Below are 20,293 nucleotides of genomic sequence, written 5' to 3'. Positions count from 1 at the left end.
GACATTCATTAGTTTAAGCGGTAATCTGTTCTTGTTTGTTTCATGAGTGAGCGCTCTGTTAATGCAAGAAGAGTTTGAGCACGGCTTTCGATATCTGGAGCTTCAAGGAGAGCTTGTTTTTCTGCTGGTGTAAAGGGGATAAGGGCTGAAAAAGCATTAACCAATATAGGTGTAGGGGCTTCTATGATACTGCTCCAATTATATTCCATTTCATGTATGGTTAGATATTTTTCTACAACGTCGAGTAAGTTCTCTCGGTTAATGTTTTCTTCAATATCAAATTCTTGCAAGTCTTTTATGTTTGATTGGATGAGAGCTGTTCGATAGGATTTTGTGTTTGTCAATTCTTGTTCTAAGGTGAAGCGGCAAACACCTTGTAAGATAATGAACAGTTGTCCATTTCCTGTTTCACTGTAGTTTGTAATGCGCCCTATACAGCCTGTTTTATAAAGTTGTGTAGAGAAGCGGTCTGTATCCGATGAAAGTGGTTGAATAATGCCCAATAGACGATCAGTTACCATAACGTTTTCAATCATTTCAAGTGATTCTGGTTCAAAAATGTTGAGTGATAAAAAACCACCGGGTAGTAAGAGTGCACCTTCTAAAGGAAAAAGAGCAATTTGCTTTGGAAGATCATTTTCGCAATTGTAAGAGATATTACCAGCTTTCATGAGTATTTTGTCACCTTTGTTCGGTAGTTTTAGTCTGTAGATAGTCGCAATTTATGACACTATGGAGTAAAGCAGAAAAACCACTTCTTGTGCATTAAAATCATACTTATAAAATACTTGAAGTCCTTAATTCTAAATAAAGAATATGAAACCCTATCTTTAAGGTTGAACTGCGCGCGAAAGAATATTGCTTTGCGATCTTTTTAGTGTGTGACGTTTTGCATGATTTTCAAGAGGTATTTTTGTTTATAGCTTTTGATTTTTGTCTTAAATTTCCTAAAATGTGTTCCTTGCAATTTTTGTAAGGTTCAAAAGGACACTATTATAAATCTTTTGAAGTAGCTTATGCAAGTTTTAAAATGAGAACATTTTCATCACTTTACTAATGACAGTGTGATAAAGATAGGCTATAGGTTTAAATATGCTGGAAAGAGCGTTATTGTTTCTTTCATTCTTTTGCGGGAGAGTGCAGATTGCAAATTTTCGCATTGCCGCCGAAGGGGAAATAGCCCATAATCTCTCAGGCTTTAAGGACCGTAAAAGGAAGAAGGCAGATCTGGAAAGTCGGGAGAACCCGCGCCGAAGGTGTAAGCGAAAAATCTTTTCGCGAGTCTCTCAGGTTGATGACAGAGGGGGCAGAGACGGCCATATTCTGTGGGCGTTAGCGCAGCTTTGGAGTTATTATGGGCACAACACAAGAAACATCTTTTTTAAAAACACTTCCTTTATATGATTTGCATGAAAAAGCAGGAGCAAAATTTGGTGCTTTTGCGGGCTGGAACATGCCTTTAACTTATCCTCTTGGCGTTTTGAAAGAACATCTTCATACGCGTGCACATGCAGGACTTTTTGATATTTCTCATATGAAATTGATTGCGGTTGAAGGGGCACAAGCCGTGGAATTTTTGTCCTATGCTTTTCCCATTGATGCAGCAGCTTTAAAGATTGGGCACTCACGGTATAATTACTTGCTTAATGAGCAGGCTGGTATTCTTGATGATCTTATCATTACTCGTTTGGAAGAGGGCCGTTTTATGTTGGTCGCCAATGCCGGTAATGCACAGGCTGATTTTGTAGAATTGGAAAAGCGTGCGGTTGATTTTGAATGTCAAGTGATTGCTCTTGAAAGGGTATTGCTTGCTCTTCAAGGTCCTGAAGCGGCCGCTGTTCTTGCTGATGCCGATTTACCAGGGAATGAATTGTTCTTTATGCAAGGATTCGAACCACAACAGGATTGGTTTATAACGCGTTCTGGTTATACGGGAGAGGATGGTTTTGAAATTGCTTTGCCTATAGGGCATGCGCATATGTTAGCTGAAAAATTGCTGAGTGATTCTCGTGTTGAGTGGATTGGACTTGCAGCACGCGATAGCTTGCGGTTGGAAGCAGGGCTGTGTTTGCATGGAAATGATATTACCCCTGATACGACACCTATTGATGCGGCTCTAACATGGGCTGTTCCTAAAAGTGTTCGAGAAAAAGCACAATTTTATGGTGCGAGGGCTTTTCTTGAAGCACTGCAAAAAGGACCTGCTCGTTGTCGTGTTGGATTAAAACCGCAAACGCGCCAACCTATTCGGGCTGGTGCGGTGCTTCTTGATGATCAAGGTAATGAGATTGGAGTTGTAACATCAGGTGGTTTTGGTCCTTCTTTTGATGGTCCTGTCGCGATGGGTTATGTTCCTGTTGATTTTAAAGTTGAAGGGACACAAGTCTTTACAGAACTGCGAGGCAAAAAGATTGTATTATCAGTTCATTCACTTCCCTTTGTTGAACAACGTTATTTTAAAGGATGATTTTTTATGTCTAAAACTTATTTTACACAAGACCATGAATGGCTTAGCGTTGAAGGAAAAGTGGTGACTGTTGGGGTTACGCATTATGCGCAAGAGCAATTAGGGGATTTGGTTTTTGTTGATTTACCACAAAGTGGGACAAAACTCTCCAAAGGAGAGGCAGCTGCTGTTGTGGAATCGGTGAAAGCCGCTTCAGATGTTTATGCTCCTCTTGATGGTGAAGTGGTCGAAATCAATGAAGCATTGGCTGATAATCCTGAATTGGTAAATCAGAAAGCCGAAACAGAAGGCTGGTTATGGAAAATGACATTGCAGGATGAGACACAACTGGAAGGGTTGTTGGATAAAGATGCTTATAAGGCTTTGATTGGATGAGTATCATGATCGAGCATTCTTTCTCTTCTCGACATATTGGGCTGCGACCTGATGAAACACAAAAAATGCTTGATGTTTTAGAGCTTGATTGTGTTGATACACTCATTTCTCAAGCAGTTCCACACTCTATCCATTTGGGACGTTCACTTAATTTGCCAAAGGCTGCTAGTGAAGGACAAGCCTTGGAAGAACTCTCCAAGATGATGGAGCGTAATTGTGTGCACAAAAGTTTTATTGGGCAAGGATATCATGGAACTCATGTGCCTCCAGTTATTTTACGAAATCTGTTTGAAAATCCTGCTTGGTATACTGCTTATACGCCTTATCAAGCAGAAATTAGCCAGGGTCGTTTAGAACTTTTGTTTTATTTTCAGACATTGGTGAGTGAACTAACAGGTTTACCGGTTGCGGCTGCTTCTCTTCTTGATGAAGCAACTGCTTTAGCTGAAGCCAATGCCCTTGCTTTTCGCTTTTTCCGTGAGAAAAAAACAAAAATTTCTCTTCAGAGTCTTTTACATCCTCAGATTTTGAGTGTTGCACAAACGCGTGCTGAAACACAAGGGATTCAGATTAGCCAAAATGGCGAAATTGCTTCTGATACAGCAGCAATTGTTTTATCTTGGCCAGATACAAAAGGTGCTTTTCATGATTACAGTGAGATCATAAAAGAGGCAAAGGAAAAGGGAGCTTTAGTTATCGTTGTGGCTGATCCTTTAGCGCTTACCCTTATGGAGCCACCGGCTCAATGGGGGGCAGATATCGTTGTTGGCTCTATGCAGCGTTATGGCGTTCCGATGGGATTTGGTGGTCCACATGCTGGTTACCTTGCCGTGAGTGATGCGTTAACGCGGCTTATTCCAGGGCGTATTGTTGGTCAATCCGTGGATACGAGAGGGCGTGTTGGTTTTCGTTTAGCTTTGCAAACACGCGAACAACATATTCGGCGCGATAAAGCGACGTCAAATATTTGTACAGCGCAGGCTTTATTGGCTAATATGGCAACCGCTTATGCTGTTTGGCATGGGCCAAAAGGCTTACAAGAAATTGCGCAGCGAATTCATCATTTAACATGTCGTTTTGTTGCTGGTTTAGAAGCAGCAGGGGTTCATGTTGAAGGGAAAAGCTTTTTTGATTGTGTGAGTATTTCTGTTAAGGGAAAAGCGCGAGAGATTGCGCATCAAGCCAAAATAGGTGGACGCCTTATTCGTGTTCTCGATGATGACACTATTGCAATCAATTTTGATGAATTATCGACAGAAGAAGATGCTGGTGCTTTAGCGCAGCTTTTTGGGGCACAATTAGGCGATCAGGTTTCTCCACGACTTTTTGGAAAAAAACGGGATGCTGCTTTTCTTTCTCAGCCTTTTTTTCATGCTGTTCATTCAGAGACAGATATGATGCGCTTTTTGCGTCGTTTGGCGGATAAGGATTTGGCGCTGGACCGTGCTATGATCCCTCTTGGTTCTTGTACAATGAAGCTTAATGCCGCGGCTGAACTAATGCCTGTAAGTTGGGCGAGCATGGCCAATATACACCCCTTTGTTTCACAAGAGGATGCAGCGGGATATTTGGAGATGATTAACCAGTTAAATGCGTGGTTGTGCGAAATTACAGGATTTGCGCAAGTTTCTTTTCAGCCAAATTCTGGTGCTCAAGGTGAATATGCTGGGCTTTTGGCTATCCGACGATATTACCAATCACGGGGAGAACATCAACGTACAGTTTGTCTTATTCCTGCATCTGCGCATGGTACCAATCCAGCTTCGGCCCATATGGCAGGGATGGAAGTCGTTGTGGTAAAATGTTTAAGCGATGGTGATGTTGATGTAGACGATCTCAAAATGAAAGCGCAATTGCATAAAGATAAATTGGCTGCTCTCATGATTACTTATCCTTCAACCCATGGTGTTTACGAGGAAAGCATTAAGGAAATTTGTTCTATTATTCATGAAAATGGCGGACAAGTTTATTTTGATGGTGCTAATCTCAATGCCCTTGTGGGTCTTGCTCGTCCTGCGGATATTGGCGCTGATGTTTGTCATATGAATCTTCATAAAACATTTGCCATTCCTCATGGTGGTGGTGGTCCTGGTATGGGACCAATTGGAGTTGCAGCGCATCTCAAACCATTCTTACCAGGTCATGAACAGGATGGGACAACACATGCGGTTTCTGCTGCTCCTTATGGAAGTGCATCTATTCTTGCGATTACATGGATGTATATTCGAATGATGGGGGCTGATGGCTTAAAATATGCAACACAAATAGCCATTTTAAATGCCAATTATATTGCGGCACGTCTTTCAGCCGCTTATTCCATTCTTTATCGGGGCAAGCATGGACGTGTTGCGCACGAATGTATTGTGGATACACGCGTGTTGAAAGAGCAGTATGGGGTGAGTGTTGATGATATTGCAAAACGTCTCATTGATTATGGATTTCATGCGCCCACGATGTCGTTCCCTGTTCCGGGAACTTTGATGATTGAGCCAACGGAATCAGAACCAAAAGCAGAGATTGATCGTTTTTGTGATGCTTTACTCTCTATTGCTGAAGAAGCGAAAAAAGTTGGGAATGGGGTTTGGCCAAAAGACAATAATCCATTGGTGAATGCCCCTCATACAGTGGCAGATACTTTAGGTGATGCTTGGGCACGACCCTATTCGCGACAAGAAGCTGCTTTTCCCAACAGTTCTCTTGATCCAGCCAATAAATATTGGCCTCCTGTATCGCGTATTGATAATGTTGCGGGAGACAGAATGCTCATTTGTTCGTGCCCGCCATTGGGAAATACCTATTAAATAACAAATATGTATTTAATTTATTTATTTGCATAAACAAAAAAAGCCCACACATTTTGTGTGGGTTTTTTACTTGTTGATCATGATGGCGTTATTTGTCTATTTTCTAGAATTTTGCATTGTTTTTTTACAACATGAGCAAAATCGAAAAAGTCGACAAAAAAGCTGTGTTTTGTCGGCAATAGGCATGCTCTCCTTTGTCTTCTACCGTATGACATGGTTTTAGTGACTAGTCGGCATCGGTCTAGCCAGCTAATTCATGTAAACGAGAGTGAAACCTATGAGGATAGGGGCACGTCTGTTGCATGTGTTGTGATATACTACTTCTCACTAAGGTGACGACGACCGGTTGTAGAAAGAATAAAATCAAATTTAATGTTTTTGATGATAAAGACACGCGAAACTCTGTTGTTGCATCTTTTCGAGTCAAGAATTGTCTAAATATTTCTCTTTAATCTGCTTTTTATAAATATGACGCAAAAATATGTAAGAACACCTGTCAGAATGAGCAAACGCAAAGCCAAATGTATTATGGTTGTTTTTTACAAGGGGTCTTATAAAAGCCGGCACATCTTTCCACTTCATTGCAGGTCAGTTTGTGACTTTACGGCGCTGTTTTTCTAAGAGCTCGTGTTCTTTCGCTGTTGCCTGTAAATCAATATCCAAACTTAACGCAGCGACATGTTTTAAGTCAGAGATTGAGAAAAAAAGAGCTTTATGAGTCGTTCCTGCTTTTGTCTGTCAGATGAGGTCGGGGGGATTGTGTATTTCTGTTGACGTAACCTTTGAAACTGGAAGACAATCTAATTTTGGGAAAATGTAAAGCCGTAAAGGTGAAAATCAATCCTCAGTTTGTCATCTCCTCTTAATTCAGCTTTGCGGCTTTCAAAAGCATTTAAAGCAATATTTTTTTAATAATGGGGATTACACATTGCTCCATACTTTATATTTATTGTGTTCTTTAGTGGGGGAATGATCCTCATGTAAAACAGAACGCTCCAAAAAGAATATACTTGAGTTGTTAATTCACGTGTTTGTTTTAAAGAGACACTTCGCTCCCAATCCCATTTCGCGACGGCGCTCGTGAATGGTGTAAGGGTAAATCCATTGATCCCCCCCAATCTTTACGCTTCATAACGGAGTAAGCTGGGCACTATCATACACTTTTCCAGCGCCTAATGTTTATAGCCCTTGGCACTATGGTTCATAAGAGGTATTATTCCTTTCTTAAATCATTTTTATCTACACATAGTTCAGCTTGTGGTATGCAAGCGAATGATTTTAATTGGGCAGTTAATTTTAAAAACTTTGTAGTAGATGCTTTTTTGTCAATTTATGGGGAAAGGCTAAGTTTTTGTATTTTGGGTGAAAGCTACTTCCATAAAACAGTCCATCAACTTGTCTGTTTTGAGATTTCTGTGAATGCACGGTGTCTATGACCATTCTATGTGGTTGATTGTTGTAAAATCTTTTGTAAAAGCCCCTCAATTTTCTAAAAGGATGATTTTTATCAATTTATTTTTTTTAAGAGTTTTTATGTGTAAATGTATTTATAGCGGGAGCCAAGAGATGTTAGAATTTCATTGGGAAGGGTATCGGCATCTATAGATACTTTTTCAAGTGTTTGATGGGGGCCAATGAGTTCTACCCAGTCACCTGTTTGAGGTTTTTGTTCAAGATCGGTCGTATCTACAATAATGGAATCCATAGAAACCCGCCCAACCATGGGAAGTTTGTGCCCGTTGAAATAAACTGTTCCTTTATTCGAAAGAGCACGGAGCCAGCCGTCTGCGTAGCCTATAGAAATGGTTGCAAGAGTGCTTGGTCTGTTGGTTATAAAGCTTTCTCCATAACCAATAGGTGCTCCTATATCAACAACGCGGCTTTGAATGACTTGGGCTTCAAGTCTTAAAACAGGTTTTAGAAGGGATGTGTGTTTTTCTTGGGGGGCGATTCCGTAAAGTGCAATACCGGGGCGAACAAGATCAAAATAAAAATCTGATCCTAGAAAGATACCTCCAGAATTGGCAAAGGAAACTTTGCAAGCAGGCACTTGCGCAAGGATCGTTTTGAAAGCAGTCAATTGGGCATAATTTGATGGATGGGTATCATCTTCTCCGTTAGAAAGGTGACTAAGAATATATTTTATTTCTGCTTTTTCGAAAATTGTAGGGTGTTTGATGAGTTTTTGTAATTCTTTTTGATTAAGTCCTAATCGGTTCATATGGGTATCGATTTGAACAATTGCTGGAAATTTTTTATCTTTTTTTTGACAAATTTTTTGCCAATTTTCAATGGCATTCCAAGAGTTTAGAACAGGAACAATACCAGATTGTGCGACAAACTCTTCTGCTAAGTGTGGAAGTCCATTCAGAAGGGAAATCGTGACATTTGATGGTAAAATGCTTTTTAATTGGAGTGCTTCTATGATTTGGGCGACAAAAAAAGTGCGACAACCAGCTTGATAAAGGGCAGGAGCAATTTTGTGAGCTCCTAATCCATAGGCGTTTGCTTTTACAACTGCTGAACATTGTGTTGGAGCTACACGTTTGGCTAAAGTGATATAATTGGCAACAATGGCACTGACATCGACGGTTGCTACAGCTGCATAGAGTGATGTATCTATTTCATCATTAACGGATTTTTTCATTTTAAAAGCTTATCTGTGTTCGTGAAATACGGGGTTTTTTGGTTATTTCATTGAGGTTCTTTACGATATAGGGAAAGGCACTATTTTCTATGGTCAAAATCATAAGAATCCTATACTGCCATTAAAGTCGTTTTTTATGTAAAATGCTACTTTGGATATAAGAGATACTTTAGTTTTATTTGTGTTGTTATCAACATGGTATCTTCTAATAATTTGTAAAACATAAACTTTTTACTTATTTTCCCTAGTTTAGGCATATAAAAAATAAAACATAGTTTATTGTATTGTATCATTTTGAAGAGTGCAATATTAGGCTGTTGTTGCTGGTGCGATTGTTTTGATTAAATATTGCATTGGCTGCTTATTCAGAGAAGATAAAATGATTAAATTAACCACGTTAAATCAATGCATTACAAGTTTTTTACCATGAGGGGAAAGATCACTTATCTGTGCAATTTTGGATGTCGTCTTATGCACTTAAAATTATTTTTGTTAAATGGAAAACAGTGTGTAAACATTTTCTGATACATTAAAAACTGTTGACTTAGAAAACCCGTTGATTTGGATATTATTTATTTTCAAGATGGATTGGGTATCCAATATTTACTTTCTAGTCTTTGATTGGTTTTAAGTGAAATCAATTTTATCGCTGATAGCGCGCGCTAGATTCATTTATTTAATTTTGACATAAAAGTGTTAACCTTGAGGCTTTTGTTTTAAGAAAATTGTTGGCAGATGGTTGTGCAAGTACTATATCACGTCAAGGATTCGAAATTTAACGTTCAATAAAATATAGGGAAGAGTATGAATACGTCTGCTACCAATGTTCCGTCAAGCATCAGCAGCGTTGCAAATTTTCCGATTCCTGAGAATGTGTTCGCCCTTACTGTCCAAGAGGTTTGTCACTACACAGATCGGTTATTTAAATTCCGTCTGAATCGCCCGGAAAGTTTTCGTTTTCGTTCGGGTGAGTTTGTTATGATCGGTTTGCCAAATGCAGAAAAGCCGATTTATCGCGCTTATTCGATTGCAAGCCCCTTTTGGGATGAACAGCTTGAGTTTTTTTCGATAAAAGTTCCAGGGGGACCTTTAACCGAGCATCTCCAAAAAATTAAAATTGGTGATACAGTTCTCATGCGTAAAAAATCTACAGGAACGCTGGTTCTTGATGCTCTTATTCCTGGAAAACGTCTTTATCTTCTTTCAACTGGGACGGGAATTGCTCCTTTTGCAAGCCTTATTCGTGATCCTGAAACTTATGAAAAGTTTGCAGAAGTTGTCCTTATTCAAACAACGCGCGAAAAGAATGAGTTAATTTATGCAAAAGATCTTGTTTCCTCTTTGCAACAAGATCCACTCATTGGAGAGTATGCACAACAGTTGAGATTTTATCCTATGACTACTCGTGAATCTTCTGAGCATATGGGGCGTATTACGACTGTTATGGAAAGTGGGGACTTTTTTGAAACAACTGGCCTTCCTAAAATTCATCCTGATGAAGATCGGGTGATGATTTGTGGTTCCATGGCAATGTTAAAAGATTGCGCAAGGATGTGTGAAAGCTTTGGTCTTGTTGAAGGGGCCAATAATGCTCCTGCTACTTATGTTGTAGAGCGCGCTTTTGTGGAGTAATGGGTGGGAAAATTGGTGCTTTATCTTCTTTCAAAGCGGTACGGGTTTTTTCCTTTTGCAAGCTTTATTCGTGATTCTGACACTTATGAAAAATTTTCAGAAGTTGTTCTTATTTAAATAACGCGCGAAAAGAATGAGTTAATTTGTGCAAAAGATCTTGTTTTCTCTTTGCAACAAGATTCATTCATTGGGGCATATGCACAACAGTTGAAATTTTATCCTATGGCTACTTGTGAGCTTTCTGAGCATATGGGGCGTATTACGACTGTTATGGAGAGTAGGTGCTTTTTTGAAACAATAGCACTCCCCAAAATTCATCTCGATGAAGATCGGGTGATGATTTGTGGTTCCATGGCAATGTTAAAAGATTGCGCAAGGATGTGTGAAAGCTTTGGTCTTGTTGAAGGGGCTGATATTCTTGCACTTTATATTATATTGTAGAAAGAGCTTTTTTCGAGGGAGAGGGAAGTTGTGATGCGGTATATGCTAATGCAGTAATCGAATCCCAATCACTTATTGCAATGAGTTGTTGGGGCGCTATCCAAGAACCACCAACGCAGAAGACATTGGGCAGTTGGAGCCATTGTGTTGCACTTTTTTGTGTAATACCGCCTGTTGGGCAAAACCGGATATCAGAGAAGGGAGATGCTAAAGCTTCAATGAAGGAAATACCTCCAGCAGCTTCAGCAGGGAAAAATTTAAGATATGAATAGCCTTTGTTTAATGCTTGCATGAGTTCACTTGGGGTCATTGCAGCGGGAAGAAGGGGAATTTCACTATTTTTTGCACAATTGATTAGTTCATTGGATAATCCGGGGCTTACAATAAACTTGGCTCCAGCTTGTTCGGCTTTTTCGTAATGTGTTGTGTTGAGAATTGTGCCGGCTCCAACAATTGCTTCAGGGACTTCTTGTGTAATTTTCTGAATTGCTTTGAGGGCATTTGGTGTTCGCAAGGTGATCTCAATTGTTTTTAATCCACCTTTGACAAGAGCGCGTGTTAAGGGTACAGCACTTTGTAGATTGTCAATGAGCAAAACAGGTATAACAGTTTGTCCTTGGAGATATAATAAAAGCTTTTCTCTTTTTTGGCACATGATATTTTTTCTTCTTGGAGATGATATTGTTTGTATCGTTTGATTAAGCACAATATGTTAAAGAGTACATGAATAAATCTTGAAATTGAATGAAACGCGCGTTATGGCAAAACACATGGAAAAGAATTTTAAAGTTGCTGCACTTTATTGCTTTGCAGATTTGAAACATTATCATCAATTACAAAAACCTTTGCAGGAATTATGTCAAGCAAAGGATATCAAAGGCACTCTGCTTTTAGCACAAGAGGGAATTAATGGAACAGTTGCTGGTTCTTGTGCGGCAATTGAGGCATTGGTGGACTTTATTATGGCTGAACCAGCGTTTCAAACGCCGGAGATTAAATATTCATGGGCATCAAAAATGCCTTTTCATCGCATGAAAGTGCGGTTGAAAAAAGAGATTGTAACAATGGGGGTTGAAGGGGTTGATCCGCTAAAAGTTGTTGGTACGTATGTGGATCCTGAAGATTGGAATGCTCTTATTCAAGATGAAGAGACAATTTTGATCGATACGCGTAATGATTATGAATATGCAATAGGGAGTTTTCAAGGAGCGATTGATCCGCAGATTAAAACATTTCGCGAATTTCCTGAATGGGTGCGTAAACATGAGGCTGAGTTAAAGAAAAAAAAGAAAATTGCCATGTTTTGTACAGGTGGTATTCGGTGTGAAAAATCAACAGCTTATGTTCGTGATCTTGGTTATGAGCAAGTCTACCATCTAAAAGGAGGTATTCTCAAATATTTAGAAAAAATTCCAAAAGAGAAAAGTTTATGGTGGGGTGAGTGTTTTGTTTTTGATGAGCGTGTTTCTGTTCATCATGGTCTTGAAGAATGTGGACGCGAATTATGTCGCGCGTGTCGTTCTCCTCTTAATGCTGAAAGCAAACTATCGCCTCATTATGAGGAAGGTGTTTCCTGTGATGCTTGTTATAACACGCGTAGTGAAGCCGATAGAGAGCGCTTTCGTGAGCGCCATAGGCAGTTTCAATTGTTGAAGTTGCGTGCAATTGATTCTCATCAAGGGACATAAGGATATCGCAGTGTAGGGCTTTAAATTGTAGCGTTTTTCTCTTAAATTTAAGAGAGAAGAGTTTTTTAATATTAGTAGAAAAATATTTTATAAGACCGGATATTATTCGGTCTTTTTGTTTATGTTAAATTATTTGACTTATAAGTAATCATTATAGATTGTTTGCTTTCTTTGATTTTATAGGATTGAGTATTTCAAATACTTTTCATTTTAAAATAGAAAAGTCATTTACGAACAATTTAGCACATTGATTTATAATAATTGGCTATTTACATCTTGAATAAGAGATCTAAATATCGTCAGGATTCTCTCATTCCAAGCCTGTTTCTATGGTTGAATCAATAAAAACCATATCTCTTCCACGTTACAAGCGGGGAAAGTCACGTGGAGTAAAACAATACAAGAAGGACGTGCCTCTTATTAATCGTCTCAAATGTCAAGGGCTGTCACAACATTGGGGGCTTAGTGTGTGATGATGATCAGCTTGCTCTTTTATGAAGCCTAAAAATAGTGGGTTCAATAGATTTTATATTATTTTATTGGGGGTACTATTCTATCATTTATGGGCGCTGGTGTGAAGTTGGCTCGAGCACTTTAAGAAATGTTTCTTTAAAGAAAGTACGTGAAGATACAACCCAACTATATTCCGTTTGGGGTATTCTGTTTTACATGAGGGGAGTGATCCCATGAAAGTGGATGAATGACCTTGTTTGGTGGGGGAGAGTGTTGTTTTTTCGCATCATTTTATCTTTAAGAATTAAAAAATGTTTAAAATTAAAAAAATGATTGAAATGAGAAAGAATTCGTTTTATAGGATGCCTTGCCCAAAGTCGCACGTGCCTGTGGGTGTCCGCTGGTTCTCAAATGGTGAGATTAACCGGTACGGTACCTGGAACTAACCGCTCCAGTCATTCTTACAGCCAATTGCAAGAATGAGGACATCTTGAAGCAACGACGGTGCGGGCCTTTCTGGTGTCTTCCAGCTTTTAAATGCTGGGATAACTATAGAGGCACACCTCATTGCCTTCAGTGCGGAAGTGGTTTTCTCAACTCCAATCAAAAAGGCATATAAAATAGAATAACGCGGTTTCGCGCTGTTCTTTCGCAGCATGCAATGCTAATTTCTGGTTTTTTGTAATCAGAATGGGGATGGTTGTTGTGTGTTTTTTGTCCTTTAGCTTTTGGCAGCTTTGGCTGTCTAAGCATAGAGTGGGGGAGCGTTCCCTCAAGGAGAATTGCAGATGGCAACGCAACGTATTCGCGATTTTCTTGCAACACATCGTTCTGAAGGTCCATGCTTAATTGTTGACCTTGATGTTGTTCGTGATAACTATTTAAATTTTGAAAAAGCTCTGCCGCAGTCTCGTATTTTTTACGCAATAAAGGCAAATCCAGCTCCTGAAATCTTGCGTTTGCTAAGTTCTTTAGGATCTTCTTTTGATGCGGCTTCTGTTGCAGAAATTGAAATGGCTTTAAAAGCAGGAGCAACGTCAGAGCGTATTTCTTTTGGAAATACGATTAAAAAAGAGCGTGATATTGCACGAGCATATGCATTGGGAGTTTCACTTTATGCTGTTGATTGTGTTGAAGAAGTGGAAAAAATTGCGCGTGTTGCTCCAGGAGCACGTGTTTTTTGCCGTGTTCTTACCGATGGCAAAGGTGCAGAGTGGCCATTGTCACGCAAATTTGGTTGTGTTCCAGATATGGCGGTTGATGTTCTAAGACGGGCACACCAATTGGGTTTGCAAGCCTATGGTGTTTCTTTTCATGTTGGATCTCAGCAGGTTGATTTGAGTGCGTGGGATCGTGCTTTATCGGATGCTTCTACAGTGTTTAAGCGTTTGGAACAAGAAGGCATTTCACTAAGGTTGGTGAATATGGGGGGCGGTTTTCCAACGCGTTATTTGAAAGATGTCCCTACAGAACAAGCTTATGGTACAGCAGTTTTTGATTCATTGAAAAAGCATTTTGGTAATCGTATCCCTGAGACGATTATTGAGCCAGGACGTGCGATGGTTGGCAATGCTGGTGTTATTCGTACAGAAGTTGTTCTAATATCTAAAAAAGCTGATAACGATAATGTACGATGGGTTTATCTTGATATTGGGAAATTTAATGGTCTTGCTGAGACTATGGATGAAGCCATTCGTTATCCTATTGAGACACCTCATGATGATAAGGTGATGGAGCCTTGTATTTTGGCTGGACCGACATGCGATTCGGCAGATGTTCTCTATGAAAAAACACCTTATCCGCTTCCTCTATCCCTAACGATAGGAGATGAAATATTGATTCATGGAACGGGTGCTTACACAACAACTTACGCATCGGTTGCTTTTAATGGTTTTGAGCCTTTACGATCATATGTGATCTGACATTTCCTTTTAACTATAGTTTTTTAGATTTTTTGCTATGCTCGTCATGGCGCTGTAAGAGGGCGGTTATAGAGATGAACATGATTAATTTTCAAACAAAAGATGGGGCATGTTTTACACTTTTATTAGAGCAAGAAGCCGATAAGCCTTATCGAGAAAATTTGCTTGATTCAATGATGGGGTATGGACGTAAACGTAAATCATCAGAGGTTTTACGTCGTGGTCGTTTGGCTGCTCAAGGGCTCTCTTTTGTGGTTAAAAATGTGCTTGGAGAGCTTGTGGGAAGTGTCCGTCTTTGGCATGTTTCTTTTTCTAAAGAAAAAAATGAAACACAACATGCTTTACTTTTAGGCCCCTTGGCTGTTGCGTCTGAATGTGCTGGTATGGGAATAGGATCAATTTTAGTCCGCCATGCAATTGAAACAGCAAAAAAATTGGGATATGGCGCCATTTTGCTGGTAGGGGATTTTGAATTTTATCAACGTTTTGGCTTTTCAAATAGTTTAACAGAAAATTTGGCAATGCCTGGTCCTTACGAAAAACATCGCTTTCAAGCGTTGGAACTGATACCACATTATCTTTCTGGGTGTTATGGCACTTTGGTTCCTAGTGGAGAACGAGAAGTTTCAAATCGTTTTCAGCATCATAAAGTCGCTTGAAGATAGTGTTTATTTCGTTTTTCAGCAGCTGCCATTGAGAAGAGCATACCGTTTTGATAGTGCCAAGGTATTTAGCGGTACAAAGTTTTGGGGAGTTGTATTGCGATTTTATTATATGGCTTTTTCTTTATGGGGCTGGTTTCTTATTTTTGATAATTTCAGTTAAGTGAGTAAGAATATATTTTAAGCTCATTTTTTGAAATAGTGTCTTATTTTATAATACTGAAGGAACCGGATTTTTGAGTTGTCTTGTGTTCTTTTAAAGTCGCTATCATCATACAGTTTTCCAGTTTTCAATATCGTTGATAAATCTTGCATCAAAACGGTTGGATATTTTACTTTTTTCTTAAACAGTTTTTATTTCTTTGCTTTTTATGTGCAAGGGAATGGTTTTGATTGATTCAATAGAGAGATATTTTGAGAAATTTTATACAATTTCAGCTCTAGTTGAAAGAAAAGGGGCTTAAGAAAGAAAAATATGTAGCAGTAGAATCAAAATTGTAAGTATCAGCTTTTTTTAAAGAGTGTAAAAAAATAAAATTACATGTTTAAAAGCAGCTTTTTTGAAAAAAATATATCATTACTTTTTTGCTATAAAGGTAAATCGTTTTGCAATTGGCATGAGAGTATCAAATACAAAATGATTTTCTCATGTAAAATTTTGCATTCAGAATCAAAAAAAACGTTATCCTACACATTATAAGAGAAATATGTGCGTGAATAAAAATCACAAGAATCATAAATCTTTTATGAATATTCTTGTAAGAATCAAAAGAGTGAAGGGCACAGAATCTTAACAAAATAGTTTTTATGAGGATAGTAGCGTAAAAAGGGGGTAGATAGATGAGAGATTTAATCTTTTGTGCCCTATGGTGATAAATCAAAAATCTTATAGAAATGGCTGCTTTATCTTTATGGTGTGGAGCACTTTAGATAAGCTCTTTGTTTATTATCATCTAGAACAATTTTTGTATGCGAGAAGTTGTTTTTAAGTGCGGAAAGAGCCCGCATTAAAAGAATTTTTATCAGAAGAATCATTTAGAATCATATGTTTATTTATACTGTCTCTTGAGACAAGATAAAGTGCATAGGAAACGAGCAAAGTGATAAGGATAAAAAATATTTCTCAATTTTAATTAAGCTTAGTGATTTGGTGGTGAATCCATGAGAGGTGGTATTTTTTTGAGAAACATGGTCATAAATGTCAAAACACCAAAAATGATGGTTATGATAAAGAAAATATCACTAATAGCCATAATGGTTGCTTGTATGCGTACCATACCAAACAATTGAGAAAGAGCCAGAGTATAGGAATCAAAGGTTTCTGTTTTGAATAATACAGTAAGATTTGAAAGCATTTCAGTTGCTTGTCTGTTTGCGTAGTTAAGAGTTTCGGCTATTCGTTCATGATGGAAGTCTGTGCGTTTTGTTATGAGAGTGTTGATAATGGCAAGCCCTACAGCCCCACCTAGATTCCGGGTGAGATTAAAGAGTCCAGAAGCATTTTGCATCCGTTCTGGTGGGAGTGTTCCCAAGGCAATATTATTAATAGGAACCATACATAACATTACAGAAGCACCACGGAAAACTTGCGGCCAAAAAAGCTGCCAAAAATCCCAGTTATCTGTGATAGAGCTCGCCATCCAAATACCTATTGCAAAACCAAAAAGTCCTATTGCCATCATTAAACGTGCATCCATTCGTGCTGAAAGAAATCCAGCAAGCGGGGCAGTTAATAACATGACGAATCCTGAAAGAAACAATGTTTCTCCAATCATGAGGGCATCAAAGTGGCGGATTTGGCTTAAATAGACAGGATAAAGGTACGTGAGTCCATAAAGGCCTATTCCCAATGAAAAGGAAAAAATGGATGCAGCTGAAAAATTAAAATTAGAAAAAGTAGAGAGATCTACAATGGGTTCTTTTACTGTAAAAGCACGCCAGAAGAATAAGGCTGCAGCAAGAATCATGGTAATGAACAAATCCCGAATCAGCGTATCACTCAGCCAATCATGACGTGCTCCTTCTTCTAGAATATACTCTAAAGTTCCCAAGAAAGTAGCCATAGAAATGAATCCTAACCAATCAAACTTCTTCATTAAAGAGGGATCAGCTTTATCAAAATCAATTAATTTCCAAGCGAGAATTGAGATGATAATCCCGCAGGGTACATTGATGAGAAAGAGCCAATGCCATGATGAGAGATGACAAATATAGCCTCCCACGGTTGGACCAATGGTGGGGGCCAATGTTGCTACTAGTCCAACAATAGGGGTAACAATTGGGCGTTTGGACGGAGGAAAAAGAACATAAGAGGCGACAAAAACGCTTGGGATAATTCCTCCACCAATAAAACCTTGTAGTGCGCGATACAAAATCATCTCTCCAATAGATGTTGCTGTTGCACAAAGAACAGAAGTAATCGTAAACCCGATCGCTGATATGGTGAAGAAAACACGTGTTGAAAGCAATCTTCCTAAAAATCCAGAAAGCGGCAACATGATGACTTCAGCGATGAGATAGGAGGTTTGAACCCATGAAATTTCTTCAGAGCTTGCTGTAAGACCCGCTTGAATTTCAGCTAAAGAAGAGGAAACGATTTGGATATCTAAGATTGCCATAAACATGCCAAAAGACATAGCAATAAAAACTACAATTTTGCGCATTCCTATGCGTTCTTGAGACTGTATGAGCTCTGGTATGGAAGATGTCATAGTAAGATCTTCTACTTTTTTTATAAGAGACTTTTATCTTGTGGCTTTGTACGTGTATCAATTTTCACTGAAACACTCATTCCTGCTCGGATATGTCCGGTTTTTAAGACTTCTTCTGGAATAGAAATACGTACGGGAATGCGCTGGACAATCTTTGTAAAGTTACCGGTAGCATTTTGTGGAGGCAGAAGAGAAAAAACAGCGCCTGTTGCGGGCGAAATAGAAAGCACTGTTCCTGTAAAAACATCATCTTCGAAGGCATCAACAGAAATATAAGCTTTTTGTCCGGTATGAATGTCTTGTAGCTGTGTTTCTTTATAGTTTGCTTCAATATAAAGTGCATGTATGGGGACTAACGCCGCAAGACGTTGGCCATTTACAACAAAATCTCCCGTTTTTGCTGTTAAATTTCCTATAACTCCATCAAATGGCGCTCGTATAATGGTCGAATCAAGATCACGTTGTGCTTTTTTACGCGAGAGCTCTAAACTCTTTGTTTCGCTTTCTGTTTCACTTCGTTGTGCTTCTAGCACTCGGATATTTGCACGTGCTGAAGCCATTTTTGCATCCGCTCTGTTAACATTCGCAATGGCTTGTTCATAAGCGGATTTGGCATCATCAACATTGGATTGAGGAGCATAACGATTGGCTTTCAGTTCTGTTACACGTTTTAAGGTGAGTTGTGCATTGGTTGCTATGGCTGAAGCGGCTGCTTTTTGTGCTTTTGCATCATCTAAAGAACTACGAGCGGCTGTGATTTGCGCATCAATGCGTAGAAGTGTTTTTTTCTGTGTGTTAAGATGCGCTTCTGTTTGATCCAAGGCTATTTGATAATCACCATTGTCTAGGTAAAATAAAACATCGTCCTTTTTTACAACTTGGTTGGCTTTAATGGCAATTTTTTCAATATATCCATTTAATTTAGTCGCAATAGCGGCTATATCTCCTTGCACATAGGCATCTTCAGTGGACAGCATATAACGCCATTGCGTCGTCCACTTATAGCTAAACCAAAGTACAAAAAGCGCAAAGACGATAAGAAGAGCCTTGATTACTTTTTTTCGTTTCGTTTTATCGAGATTTTTTGTTGAAAAAATGGTCTCAGATACGGACATGATTTTATACTTTCAATATTTATGTTCTAACGAGTATAATAAGCCTCTCACTCTAGGGTAGGGTGATATATGCACGGACGATAAGAGCTTTTCCAACAATAAGGCGATTCCTGCTACATAATGCTAAATATATAAACTTGCAAGTTAGAGATCTTATTTCCAAGTTAGATGTCTTATTTTATTGCGCATTTTTTACAAAGACCTCGTACTTCTAGGGTGCTTTTGTGTGCTTGGAAGCCAACCGCTTGAACCATCTGTTTTAAACTTGATACAATCGTTTGATTTTGTATTTCGTTGACTGTGCCACAGTTTAGGCATCTTCAGTGGACAGCATATAACACCATTGCGTCGTCCACTTATAGCTAAACCAAAGTACAAAAAGCGCAAAGACGATAATGAAGAGCTTTGATTACTTTTTTTCGTTTCATTTTATCGAGATTTTTTGTTGAAAAAATGGTCTCAGATACGGACATGATTTTATACTTTCAATATTTATGTTCTAACGAGTATAATAAGCCTCTCACTCTAGGGTAGGGTGATATATGCACGGACGATAAGAGCTTTTCCAACAATAAGGCGATCCCTGCTACATAATACTAAATATATAAACTTGCAAGTTAGAGATCTTATTTTCAAGTTAGATGTCTTATTTTATTGCGCATTTTTTACAAAGACCTCGTACTTCTAGGGTGCTTTTGTGTGCTTGGAAGCCAACCGCTTGAACCATCTGTTTTAAACTTGATACAATCGTTTGATTTTGTATTTCGTTGACTGTGCCACAGTTTTCGCAAATTATAAACGTTGTAAGTTCATGTTGACAGTTTTCAGGGTGTAAACAGACCATAAAGGCATTTACACTTTCAAGACGATGAATACACTTTAACTGTACGAGTTTTTCTAACGCACGATAAACTTGGAGAGGTGCGCGAAAACCTTCTTCGCGTAAGTTATTGAGAATCGCATAAGCACTTAAAGGCCCTTTTGCATTTTTTAAAGTATTTAAAACCAATGTTTGGTTACGCGTCAGTTTAGATGACATTGACATCTTCCTTTTGCTCCCATGGAAAAGCATAAAGCGTGTAAGATATTTATGCAATGGTGATTATAGAATATGTACTCTAATCTTTAGCCGTTTACATGACATCATTGCGATATGTAAGAAAAGTTGCAACCGTTGTGAGGGGAGGGGTATTATAATCTGAAAGCCGCTGCTATCCAGCAAGAAACTTTTATACGCTTCTTATTTTTCCAATAATGTCTTGAAATAGGATTTTTTGTTACAATATTTTATTGGAAATGTTTGGGTTATTTTATTTAAAAAAAAATAAAAAATGATATTGACTCTTTGATTGAAAGAGTACTATATACGACGAGTA

General features: G+C 38.7%; 13 protein-coding genes, 3 pseudogenes and 1 riboswitch. Of the genes and pseudogenes, 8 read left to right on the top strand and 8 right to left on the bottom strand.

Annotated features, from left to right (window positions below; genetic code table 11):
• Window positions 1-8: 8 nt before the first annotated feature.
• Entirely contained in the window at window positions 9-671 is a 663-nt protein-coding gene (locus PVV63_RS08360) for an LON peptidase substrate-binding domain-containing protein (RefSeq protein WP_273791465.1), read from the bottom strand.
• Window positions 672-1,120: 449 nt separating this feature from the next.
• A riboswitch (glycine riboswitch) is annotated at window positions 1,121-1,218 on the top strand.
• Window positions 1,219-1,354: 136 nt separating this feature from the next.
• On the opposite strand from PVV63_RS08360, the gene gcvT reads away from it, so the two are divergent.
• From gcvT to gcvP, 3 genes are read left to right on the top strand one after another with little or no spacing between them, the layout of a single operon-like run.
• Window positions 1,355-2,467, top strand: a complete 1,113-nt coding sequence (gene gcvT, locus PVV63_RS08355) for a glycine cleavage system aminomethyltransferase GcvT (RefSeq protein WP_273791464.1) — start codon at window positions 1,355-1,357, stop codon at window positions 2,465-2,467.
• A gap of 6 nt (window positions 2,468-2,473) precedes the next feature.
• Entirely contained in the window at window positions 2,474-2,842 is a 369-nt protein-coding gene (gene gcvH / locus PVV63_RS08350; RefSeq protein WP_273723568.1) for a glycine cleavage system protein GcvH, read from the top strand.
• A gap of 5 nt (window positions 2,843-2,847) precedes the next feature.
• A complete protein-coding gene (gene gcvP, locus PVV63_RS08345; protein ID WP_273791475.1) occupies window positions 2,848-5,643 on the top strand; it encodes an aminomethyl-transferring glycine dehydrogenase in 2,796 nt (931 codons plus the stop codon).
• 1,534 nt (window positions 5,644-7,177) lie between these two features.
• On the opposite strand, the gene alr is transcribed toward gcvP, so the two are convergent.
• Window positions 7,178-8,293, bottom strand: coding sequence for an alanine racemase (gene alr / locus PVV63_RS08340; RefSeq protein WP_273791463.1), 1,116 nt, complete (start codon window positions 8,291-8,293; stop codon window positions 7,178-7,180).
• Between the two features lie 804 nt (window positions 8,294-9,097).
• Here alr and PVV63_RS08335 point away from each other — a divergent pair.
• Together PVV63_RS08335 and PVV63_RS08330 are read left to right on the top strand one after the other, a co-directional pair.
• On the top strand, window positions 9,098-9,925 hold the full coding sequence (locus PVV63_RS08335; protein ID WP_273791462.1) for a ferredoxin--NADP reductase: 828 nt from the start codon (window positions 9,098-9,100) through the stop codon (window positions 9,923-9,925).
• An 18-nt stretch (window positions 9,926-9,943) separates the two neighbouring features.
• Window positions 9,944-10,377, top strand: a pseudogene (locus tag PVV63_RS08330) (ferredoxin--NADP reductase); the annotation flags it as partial.
• Here the strand turns inward: PVV63_RS08330 and eda are convergent.
• Window positions 10,356-11,021: a bifunctional 4-hydroxy-2-oxoglutarate aldolase/2-dehydro-3-deoxy-phosphogluconate aldolase gene (gene eda / locus PVV63_RS08325; protein WP_273791461.1), complete on the bottom strand. Its 666-nt coding sequence runs from the start codon at window positions 11,019-11,021 to the stop codon at window positions 10,356-10,358. The pseudogene PVV63_RS08330 and the gene eda sit on opposite strands and share 22 nt — an antisense overlap.
• A 115-nt stretch (window positions 11,022-11,136) precedes the next feature.
• On the opposite strand from eda, the gene PVV63_RS08320 reads away from it, so the two are divergent.
• From PVV63_RS08320 to PVV63_RS08310, 3 genes are all read left to right on the top strand, one after another.
• Window positions 11,137-12,054 (top strand): rhodanese-related sulfurtransferase, encoded by a 918-nt coding sequence (locus tag PVV63_RS08320; RefSeq protein WP_273791460.1) that lies wholly within the window; start codon window positions 11,137-11,139, stop codon window positions 12,052-12,054.
• 1,241 nt (window positions 12,055-13,295) lie between these two features.
• Window positions 13,296-14,429, top strand: a complete 1,134-nt coding sequence (locus PVV63_RS08315; protein WP_273791459.1) for a type III PLP-dependent enzyme — start codon at window positions 13,296-13,298, stop codon at window positions 14,427-14,429.
• Window positions 14,430-14,503: 74 nt separating this feature from the next.
• Window positions 14,504-15,088 (top strand): GNAT family N-acetyltransferase, encoded by a 585-nt coding sequence (locus tag PVV63_RS08310; RefSeq protein ID WP_273791458.1) that lies wholly within the window; start codon window positions 14,504-14,506, stop codon window positions 15,086-15,088.
• A 1,142-nt stretch (window positions 15,089-16,230) separates the two neighbouring features.
• Here PVV63_RS08310 and PVV63_RS08305 read toward each other — a convergent pair.
• The 5 genes and pseudogenes from PVV63_RS08305 to PVV63_RS08285 all read right to left on the bottom strand — a co-directional run bounded on the left by PVV63_RS08305 (window position 16,231) and on the right by PVV63_RS08285 (window position 19,956).
• Window positions 16,231-17,802, bottom strand: a complete 1,572-nt coding sequence (locus PVV63_RS08305) for a DHA2 family efflux MFS transporter permease subunit (RefSeq protein WP_273791457.1) — start codon at window positions 17,800-17,802, stop codon at window positions 16,231-16,233.
• A gap of 20 nt (window positions 17,803-17,822) precedes the next feature.
• On the bottom strand, window positions 17,823-18,917 hold the full coding sequence (locus PVV63_RS08300) for an HlyD family secretion protein (RefSeq protein WP_273791456.1): 1,095 nt from the start codon (window positions 18,915-18,917) through the stop codon (window positions 17,823-17,825).
• Between the two features lie 173 nt (window positions 18,918-19,090).
• A pseudogene (locus PVV63_RS08295) lies at window positions 19,091-19,234 on the bottom strand (transcriptional repressor); the annotation flags it as partial.
• Window positions 19,231-19,390 (bottom strand): annotated as a pseudogene (locus PVV63_RS08290) (HlyD family secretion protein); the annotation flags it as partial. The pseudogenes PVV63_RS08290 and PVV63_RS08295, both read right to left, overlap by 4 nt.
• Window positions 19,391-19,563: 173 nt before the next feature.
• Window positions 19,564-19,956: a Fur family transcriptional regulator gene (locus tag PVV63_RS08285; protein WP_273791455.1), complete on the bottom strand. Its 393-nt coding sequence runs from the start codon at window positions 19,954-19,956 to the stop codon at window positions 19,564-19,566.
• Between the last annotated feature and the right edge of the window lie 337 nt (window positions 19,957-20,293).

Origin of the sequence: Bartonella sp. CM31XJBT, from assembly GCF_028618555.1 — a bacterium.
In the GTDB taxonomy this organism is placed as follows: Bacteria; Pseudomonadota; Alphaproteobacteria; order Rhizobiales; family Rhizobiaceae; genus Bartonella.
The sequence above is the reverse complement of the archived record's forward strand: the minus strand, read 5'-3'. Positions and strand labels throughout refer to the sequence as shown.